This is a genomic window from Ciceribacter sp. T2.26MG-112.2, assembly GCF_900492205.1.
Taxonomy (GTDB): Bacteria; Pseudomonadota; Alphaproteobacteria; order Rhizobiales; family Rhizobiaceae; genus Allorhizobium; species Allorhizobium naphthalenivorans_A.
The window spans coordinates 1-8,849 of record NZ_UEYQ01000046.1 but is presented as its reverse complement, the minus strand read 5'-3'; the positions used below and the strand labels follow the sequence as shown (position 1 = coordinate 8,849).

The window sequence follows — 8,849 nt, the reverse complement described above, 5'->3', positions numbered from 1 at the left end:
GTTTGGGGGAGGCCTCCCGCCCTAAAGCGCCTTCGCCTTCTCCCGCAGCACGTATTTCTGGATCTTGCCGGTCGAGGTCTTCGGCAGGGGCCCGAACACTACCGTCTTCGGCGCCTTGAAATGCGCCATGTTGGCGCGGCAGAACGCGATCAACTCCTGTTCGGTCACCGTCGCGCCGGGTTTCAGCCCGACGAAGGCGCAAGGGGTCTCCCCCCATTTCTCGTCCGGTCGCGCGACGATCGCCGCCTCCATCACCGCCGGATGGCGATAGAGCACGCCCTCGACCTCGATCGAGGAAATGTTTTCGCCGCCGGAAATGATGATGTCCTTGGAGCGGTCCTTGATCTCGATATAGCCGTCCGGATGGCAGACCGCGAGGTCGCCCGAATGGAACCAGCCGCCGGCAAAGGCCTTGGCCGAGGAGGACGGGTTCTTCAGATAGCCGCGCATGACATTGTTGCCGGAGAAGAAGATCTCGCCCATCGTCTCGCCGTCGCGCGGTACCGGTTCCAGCGTTTCCGGATCGGCGACCATCAGCCCGTCGAGCACCGAATAGCGCACGCCCTGACGGGCCTTCAGCCGGGCCTTCTCCGAAATCTCGAGTTCGTTCCACTCGTCGTGCCAGGCGCAGACCACGGCCGGGCCATAGGTCTCCGTCAGGCCATAGGTGTGGGTCACGTCGAAGCCGAGTTCCTCCATCGCCTGGATCACGGAAGCCGGCGGCGCGGCTCCCGCCGTCATGACGCTGACCTTGTGGTCGATACCGGCCTTCAGCTCGTCGGGCGCATGGGCGATGAGATTGAGCACGATCGGCGCGCCGCAAAAATGCGTGACCTTTTCGCTCTTGATCAGTTCGTAGATCGGCTCGACGCGCACGGCACGCAGGCAGACGGACACCCCCGCGGCAGCGGCAATGGTCCAGGGGAAGCACCAGCCGTTGCAGTGGAACATCGGCAGGGTCCACAGATAGACCGGGTGATTGGCCATGTTCCAGGTGAGGATATTGCCGATCGCGTTCAGATAGGCGCCGCGGTGATGGTAGACGACCCCCTTCGGATCACCGGTCGTGCCCGAGGTGTAGTTGAGGCTGATCGCATCCCATTCGTCGGCCGGACGCTCCCATTTGAAGTCGGCATTGCCGTCCGCGAGCAGTTCGTCATAGGTCGCTGCTCCCAGTCGATCGCCGCCCTCGAAGCTCGGATCGATGATGTCGATCGCCTCGATCGGCCGGCCGGCAATATGGACGGCACGCTCCACGACCTCGGAGAACTCCGGGTCGACGATCAGCAGGCGGGCCTCGCCGTGGTTGAGGATGAAGGCGATCGCCTCGGCGTCGAGACGTGTATTGATGGCATTGAGCACCGCGCCGACCATCGGCACGGCGAAATGGCACTCGAACATTTCCGGTATGTTGGCCGCGATCACCGCCACGGTGTCGCCCTTGCCGATGCCGCGCTTGGCAAGAGCGCTGGCGAGGCGCCGGACCCGGTCATAGGTCTGCGCCCAATTGCGCCGGACCTCGCCATAGACCACGGCCGGGCGCCCCGGATAGACGGCGGCTGCGCGCTCGATGAAGCTCAGCGGCGTCATCTGGGAAAAGTTCGCGGCATTCTTGTCGAGTTCGCGGTCGTAGATCCCGTCGCCGGACGTCGTCACAGGGCCTTGCATGTTCGTTGAGCCTCCCACTTCATTCGAGCGGGCAGTATTACCGAAACCGCGCAACCTGCAATATCATCCCTTCGCCTAAAGTGGTCGGGTCTGGTCCACCGACAATCCGACGGACGCTTGTGGATGCGCCAACCCCTTCGCCGGGTTGGCCATCGAAAACGGAAAAGCCCGGCGCGATGGCCGGGCTCCCTTGCCTTTCGGCAAATGATCGAAATTCGATCTTAGTCCTGGAAGTACGAGTACTTGCCGTCCTCGCCCTTCTTCCAGGTGTACATGACATAGTCCGGACGGGTGATATCGCCCTTGGCGTCGAAGCCAAGTTCGCCGATGACGGTCTTGTACGGACCTTTTTCTTTCATTGCGGCTGCGACAGCTTCCGGATCGTTCGAACCGGCCGCCTTGGCAGCTTCCGCGATGACCTGCAGACCCGAGTAGGAATACAGGGTGTAGGCTTCCGGATCGAAGCCGGCGTCGAGGAACTTCTTGACGACGTCCTGAGCAGCCGGGTTCTTGCGCGGATCCGGAGCGAAGGTCATCAACGTGCCGTCGACAGCGTCGCCGGCGATCGAGGCCAATTCGTTCGAGACGATACCGTCACCCGACATGAACTTGGCCTTCAGACCACCGTCAGCCATCTGGCGCATGATCAGGCCAGCCTCGGTGTGCAGACCGCCGAAATAGACGACGCCGACGCCGGCTTCCTTCATCTTGGAGATCAGGGCCGAGTAGTCCTTGTCGCCGGCGGTGATACCTTCGTACATGGCTTCGGTGATGCCAAGGCCGTTCATTGCCTTCTTGGTCTCGTCGGCAAGGCCCTGACCATAGGGGGTCTTGTCATGGATGACGGCAACCTTCACGTCCTTGAAGTTGTCGGCGATGTACTTGCCGGCGACGGCGCCCTGCTGGTCGTCACGGCCGCAGGTGCGGAAGGTGTTCCACATGCCGCGCTCGGTGAAGGTCGGGTTCGTGGAAGCCGGGGTGATCTGCAGGATTCCGTTTTCGGCATAGACTTCGGAAGCCGGGATCGAAACGCCCGAGTTGAAGTGACCGATCACGAACTTGACGCCGTCGGCGACGAACTTGTTGGCAACCGAAACGCCCTGCTTGGCGTCGGAAACGTCGTCGCCCAGAACAACCTTCACCATTTCACCGTTGATACCGCCGGCAGCATTGATGTCAGCGGCAGCCTGTTCGGCACCCTTCTGAAGCTGTGCACCGAAGGCAGCGTTCGGGCCGGTGATCGGACCTGCGACACCGACCAGAAGCTCAGCCGATGCGTTGCCCGAAAAGGCAACCATTGCGGAAATCGCAACGGCTGAAAGAAGAGACTTCTTCATTTTGTTACTCCCAATTTTTTAGGCGGGTTAGGTTTCAAGAAGCCTGCGCAATACCCACCATGACTGCACAGGAAAAGCTGTTCCACTCTTATGAAAGCTCACGCTCTTGCCGCACATGTGAGGCAAGAAAAACGCGGCTGTCAATCTTTCTTCTTCCACGAAAAGGGCGAGGTCTTTTCGTATAGCCAATAATAGTTATCGACCATCTGGGTAGTCCGCCGCGAGCGATAGCCTGCGGTAGAAAAAACAAGCAAAATCAGCACATCGACGACGTAAAGCAGGGGGCTGATGAATGGTCCCTGGAACAGCGAGTAGTGCAGGAACCGCATGACAACGCCGAGAAGCAGCGTATAGACGAGGACCGTCGGATAGGTCTGCCAACCCTCTGCCACAGCCTTGCCGGTCCGCCATGCGGTCCAGAAGCCGAGTAGCAGAACCAGGAAGCGCAGAACCATGCGGACGCCGGTATCGCTTTCGAAAAACAAGCCTTGCATATTCTATTCCCCTTCCACCCTCAGTGGTGGCCGCCTTCGAGATAGGCCGCGCGAACCGAAGGATCGGCGAGCAGTTCCTTGCCCGTCCCGCTCATGGTGACCTTGCCGTTGACCATGACATAGGCACGGTCGGAGAGTTTGAGCGCGGCAAAGGCGTTCTGCTCGACGAGGAAGACGGTGAGCCCCTCCTCCTTGTTGAGCTTCTTGATGGCCTCGAAGATGCCCTTGACGATCAGCGGCGCGAGGCCGAGCGACGGTTCGTCGAGCAAGAGCAGCTTCGGACGGGCCATCAGCGCGCGACCGATGGAAAGCATCTGCTGCTCGCCGCCGGACAGCGTGCCGCCGCGCTGGGACTGGCGCTCCTTGAGGCGCGGGAAGAGCGTGTAGATCTTCTCGACGTCCTCATTGAAATATTTCAGGTTGTCGAGACCCGCCCCCATCTGGAGGTTCTCGTACACGGTCATGCGCGGAAAGATGCGACGACCTTCGGGCGACTGGGCGATACGACGGCGGGCAATCAGGTGGGTCGGCATCCTGGTGATGTCGGTGCCGTCGAAGGTGACGGTGCCTGCGCGGGCCTGCGGGCTGCCGCAGATGGTCATCATCAGCGTCGACTTGCCGGCGCCGTTGGCGCCAATCAGGCTGACGATCTCACCCTTGTAGACCTCGACGTCGACGCCGCCGAGCGCCCGGATATTGCCGTAATAGGTCTCGACGCCCTGGACCTTGAGAAGCGGTTCGGAAGACATCAGATCTTTCCTCCCGCAACGGCTTCGACTTCGTGGATTGCTTCGTCCAATTCTTCATCCTCGACACCCAGATAGGCCGCGATGACCTTCGGGTCGTTCTTCACATGGTCGGGCGTGCCGTCGGAAATCTTCTGACCGTATTCGAGCACGACGACGTGGTCGGAAATCTCCATGACGACGGACATGTCGTGCTCGATCAGCAGCAGCGACGTCCCCTCGTCCCGGATGCTGCGCAAAAGCGCGTTGAGCGCCAGCGATTCCTTCGGGTTGAGGCCGGCCGCCGGTTCGTCCAGGCAAAGAAGCTCCGGTCCGGTGCACATGGCGCGGGCGATTTCCAGACGGCGCTGCGCGCCATAGGGAAGGTCGCCGGCCGGATCGTCGGCGCGATCGGTGAGATCGGCCTTGTCCAGCCAGTACTTCGCCTTTTCGATCGCCGCATTGGCCGCCCGCTTGTAGGCGGGCAGTCCGAGCAGTCCAAGGACCGTGTAGCCCGATGCCTTCATCAGTGCATTGTGCTGCGCCACCAGGAGGTTTTCCAGAACGGTGAGGCCTGAGAAAAGCCGGATGTTCTGGAAGGTTCGGGCGACCTTGGCCTTCTTGGTGATCTCGAAGTCGGGCAGGCGCTCCAGCAGGTGCTGTCGGCCATCCTGCAGCGTCAGCGTAATCATGCCCATCGTCGGCTTGTAGAAGCCGGTTATGCAGTTGAACACCGTGGTCTTTCCGGCGCCGTTCGGCCCGATCAGCGCGGTGATCTCACCGCGCCGGACTTCGAAGGAGAAGTCGTTGATGGCCATCAGGCCGCCGAACTTCATCGAGAGGTGCTCGACCTTGAGGAGCGTATCTTTGGTCATCATATTCGTTCCGGAAGTCATCAGCCGTGACCTTCCTTGGTAAAGCTTCCCGAGACAGCCCTGCTCTCCTTGAGGAAGGCGGTCGGTTGACGCGAGCCGACGAAGCCGCGCGGCTTGAACAGCATGACCACGATCATGGCCAGGCCGAAGAGCAGCATGCGGTAGAGTTCCGGCGTAAAGTCAGGCCCGAAGATGTGCTTGAGGAACTCCATTTCGCGCAGCAGTTCCGTCCCGCCGACCATGACGATCGCAGCAATGGCAATGCCCGTCAGCGAACCCATGCCCCCGAGAACGACGATGGCGAGAATGACCGCCGATTCCAGGAAGACGAAGCTTTCCGGAGAAACGAAGCCCTGGCGGGCGGCGAAGAACGAGCCGGCAAAACCGCCGAACATCGCGCCGATGGCGAAAGCCGTCAGCTTGGTCGTCACCGTGTTGATGCCGAGCGAACGGCAGGCGATCTCGTCCTCGCGCAGTGCTTCCCAGGCCCGCCCGATCGGCATGCGGCGAAGCTTGATCGTCACATAGGCGGTCAGCATGCACAGAGCGAGAATGAGATAGAAGAGGAAGATTTTGTAGTAGGCCGACGACATCGGCAGATCGAACATCTTGGCAAAGCCCGTCGGCGAGGCATCGAACTTGATGCCGAACAGGGTTGCCTTCGGAATGCCGGAGACGCCGAACGTGCCCTTGGTGACGTCCGTCCAGTTGATCAGTACGAGACGGATGATCTCACCGAAGGCGAGCGTGACGATAGCCAGATAGTCGCCGCGAAGCCGAAGAACCGGGAAGCCGAGAATGATGCCCCAGAAGGCCGCGAGAATGCCCGACAGCGGCAGCAGGACCCAGAAGGACAGGCCGAACTGCTGAGACAGGAGCGCATAGGAATAGGCGCCGACCGCGTAGAAGGCGACATAGCCGAGGTCGAGCAGGCCGGCCAGACCGACGACGATGTTGAGGCCCCAGGCCAGCATGACGTAGATCAGGATCTGGATGCCGAAATTGTCGACGAACTTCAGCGAGCCCTGAACACCCGCAAGCCAGATCACGACCGGCGGATAAAGCACCAGCGCGAGAAGCGCGAGCTTGAGAAAATGCTGGTGGAAGAAGGAGGGCTTGGCCTCGATCTCATGCACCGGCATTTCCGAAAGCCGTTCCTTCCGGGCCTGGTTCCAGGGGTGATAGAAGCCGACGATGAGGAAACGGCCGATGGCGGCAACGGCGACGAAGATCGCCAGCAGGCCCCAGCGCGGATACCAGATCAGCGCATTGTTGATGTCCTGGTCGGTCTTGATCCCGACATAGAGACTGAACAGGCCGAGCGCCAGAACACCCGCGAAGATGCCCTCCTTGAGCGCGCGCGCAAGGGTACCGGATTGAGACGTGCCGGCCACGTTTGCAGGATTTGCCATGGGATCAGACCTTCTCGACTTCGGGTCGACCAAGGATGCCGGTCGGCTTGAAGATCAGCACGAAGGCCAGGATGGCGAACGTCGCGACATCCTTGTAGGCGATGCTGAAATAGGCCGACCAGAGCGATTCGATGAGACCGATCAAAAGACCGCCGAGCACGGCGCCCGGAAGCGATCCGATGCCACCCAGGACGGCGGCGGTGAACGCCTTGACGCCAGGGATGAAGCCGTCGTTGAACGATGCCACGCCGTAATACATCAGGTACATCGAGCCCGCGACCGCCGCGAGCGCGGCCCCCATGACGAAGGTGATCGAAATCGTCTTGTCGACGTCGACGCCCAGAAGCGCCGCCATCTTGCGGTCCTGCTCGGTGGCGCGCTGGGCGCGGCCGAGCGGCGTCTTGTTGACGATGTACCAGAAGGCGGCGAGCAGTATCGACGTGATGACGACGATGAGCAACTGCTTCAGCGAAATCGTGATCGCGCCGAAGTGGTACACATCATTGACCAGAGCCGGGATCGGCTTGTTGCGCGGGCCCTGCGTGACCTGAATGAAGTTCGACAGGGCGATCGACATGCCGATCGCGGTGATCAGCGGCGCCAGGCGGAAAGACCCGCGCAGCGGCCGGTAGGCGACCCGCTCGATCGTCCAGTTCCACAGTCCGGTCATCAGCATCGCGACGACCAGCATGATCAGCAGCGCAAGCGCCACCGGTATGCCGGCGAAGAACGATGTCAGGATGAGAAACACGATGAGAGCGGCGAAGCCGCCGAGCATGAAGATATCGCCATGGGCGAAGTTGATCATGCCGATGATGCCGTAGACCATGGTATAGCCGATAGCCACCAGGCCATAGATGGATCCAAGAGTCAGCCCGTTGATGAGCTGCTGGATAAAGTACTCCATTACCAATCCCCCGGACACGGCCTTTTTGGCGCGTCCCTTTTTATGTTGTCCCTTAGCGGGGTTCTTAACATGCTCGGATTTGATATCGTTTTCGGCAAAAATGTGAAGTCGAAAAACTAGGCAGCGCGCATTTTACCGGCATTTAGCAACAGTTTGGTGCTTTTGTCGGCAAATCCATCAAAAAATCGGCACAAAATGGCGAAAAATTGGATGGCGCGGTGTTTTTCACCGTCGCGATTTAGCCTTCTTTCGGCCGCGACTGTGATTCAGTTCCGCCAATCCCGCGAACCTGTCGCACCTCGACAACGACAGGTCGTGCGACTGAATTGCCGCATTCCGGAGAGCATAAACGCGAAATCGACTGCAAGCCAATCACAAAGCGGCCAAGACGGCGCCAAATGCGGCGCGTTCCGCAGCGGCTGTACAGTTTCCTGACCTGGCAACCCCTGCCATCTGGCCGAGGCCACACATCTTAAAACGGGGAAATAGGATCGATAAACAGCAGTCTTTTCAGCGCGACTGCCTCTCGTTCGTCCCCATGGCCGCGATCCGTTCCAAGCTGTCACCCAGACCCGCGGAAACGGAGATTGCCATCATGTCGGACAAAACGGTGAACCTTGCCCTCCCCTATATCATGCCGGCACAGGCCCAGAAGCATGTGACCCATAACGAAGCCCTGCAGACGCTCGATGCGGTCGTCCAGCTCGTGATCGCCGCGCATCTGGCCAACCCGCCGGCCGCGCCGAACGAGGGAGAATGTTTCTGGGTGCTGCCGGGCGCGACCGATGCCTGGGCCGGCCATTCTGAACGCCTCGCCCTGCGCCAGGACGGCTCCTGGATCTTCATCGCGCCGCGCACCGGCTGGCGCGGCTTTGACCGCATCGACGGGCGGCTCAAGGTGTTCACCGGATCGGTCTGGGACGAAAGCCCCCTGCCCGCCGACATCCAGTTGTCGACGCTCGGGGTGGGCGCCACGGCCGATTCGACCAATCGGCTGGCCGTTTCCGGGCCGGCCAGTCTCTTCACCCATTCCGGCGACGATCACCGCCTGAAGATCAACAAGGCGGCCTCGGCCAATACGGCGTCACTGCTTTTCCAGTCCGGCTGGCAGGGCAAGGCGGAAATGGGACTTGCCGGCGACGACCGCTTTGCCATCAAGGTCAGCAATGACGGTGGTGTGTGGAAGACGGCGCTGTCGATCACCCCCGAAGGACGGGTGGAAATGGGGGAGCGCCCGCTGGTGCGCGCGGCACGCACGCCCGGCACCTTGTCGCCGGCCGCGGGCTCCACGACAGGTTTTGACGAAAGGCTTATCCCGTTCGTACAGGTGCATACCCGATGTTGTGTTGACTAGAAGCCGACTCACGGCCTCTTAAAACGATGATTACAGAAGTCGCTTGGGAAAGCGTGGCGTCGGCGCGATTACACACT

8 protein-coding genes are annotated in these 8,849 nt (G+C 60.8%); 1 reads left to right on the top strand and 7 read right to left on the bottom strand.

Annotation, left to right across the window (positions count from 1 at the left end; all coding sequences use genetic code 11):
- Nucleotides 1-21: 21 nt before the first annotated feature.
- The 7 genes from DYZ14_RS23610 to DYZ14_RS23580 all read right to left on the bottom strand — a co-directional run bounded on the left by DYZ14_RS23610 (nt 22) and on the right by DYZ14_RS23580 (nt 7,418).
- Nucleotides 22-1,668, bottom strand: coding sequence for an acyl-CoA synthetase (locus DYZ14_RS23610; protein WP_154722873.1), 1,647 nt, complete (start codon nt 1,666-1,668; stop codon nt 22-24).
- A gap of 221 nt (nt 1,669-1,889) precedes the next feature.
- Nucleotides 1,890-3,005, bottom strand: coding sequence for a branched-chain amino acid ABC transporter substrate-binding protein (locus DYZ14_RS23605; protein ID WP_154722872.1), 1,116 nt, complete (start codon nt 3,003-3,005; stop codon nt 1,890-1,892).
- Between the two features lie 140 nt (nt 3,006-3,145).
- Complete coding sequence (locus DYZ14_RS23600; RefSeq protein WP_154722871.1) at nt 3,146-3,499, bottom strand: DUF6867 family protein; 354 nt, start codon at nt 3,497-3,499, stop codon at nt 3,146-3,148.
- Nucleotides 3,500-3,519: 20 nt separating this feature from the next.
- The gene (locus DYZ14_RS23595; protein ID WP_154722870.1) at nt 3,520-4,248 is read right to left on the bottom strand and encodes an ABC transporter ATP-binding protein; all 729 of its coding nucleotides are present in this window, start codon (nt 4,246-4,248) and stop codon (nt 3,520-3,522) included.
- Nucleotides 4,248-5,120, bottom strand: a complete 873-nt coding sequence (locus DYZ14_RS23590; RefSeq protein ID WP_154722869.1) for an ABC transporter ATP-binding protein — start codon at nt 5,118-5,120, stop codon at nt 4,248-4,250. The genes DYZ14_RS23595 and DYZ14_RS23590 overlap by 1 nt, the downstream gene beginning before the upstream one ends.
- On the bottom strand, nt 5,120-6,511 hold the full coding sequence (gene livM, locus DYZ14_RS23585; RefSeq protein WP_154722868.1) for a high-affinity branched-chain amino acid ABC transporter permease LivM: 1,392 nt from the start codon (nt 6,509-6,511) through the stop codon (nt 5,120-5,122). The genes DYZ14_RS23590 and livM overlap by 1 nt, the downstream gene beginning before the upstream one ends.
- A 4-nt stretch (nt 6,512-6,515) precedes the next feature.
- Nucleotides 6,516-7,418, bottom strand: a complete 903-nt coding sequence (locus DYZ14_RS23580; RefSeq protein WP_115669594.1) for a branched-chain amino acid ABC transporter permease — start codon at nt 7,416-7,418, stop codon at nt 6,516-6,518.
- Nucleotides 7,419-8,013: 595 nt separating this feature from the next.
- Between DYZ14_RS23580 and DYZ14_RS23575 the strand changes: the two genes are divergently transcribed.
- Nucleotides 8,014-8,772: a DUF2793 domain-containing protein gene (locus DYZ14_RS23575; protein WP_195950104.1), complete on the top strand. Its 759-nt coding sequence runs from the start codon at nt 8,014-8,016 to the stop codon at nt 8,770-8,772.
- Nucleotides 8,773-8,849: the final 77 nt, after the last annotated feature.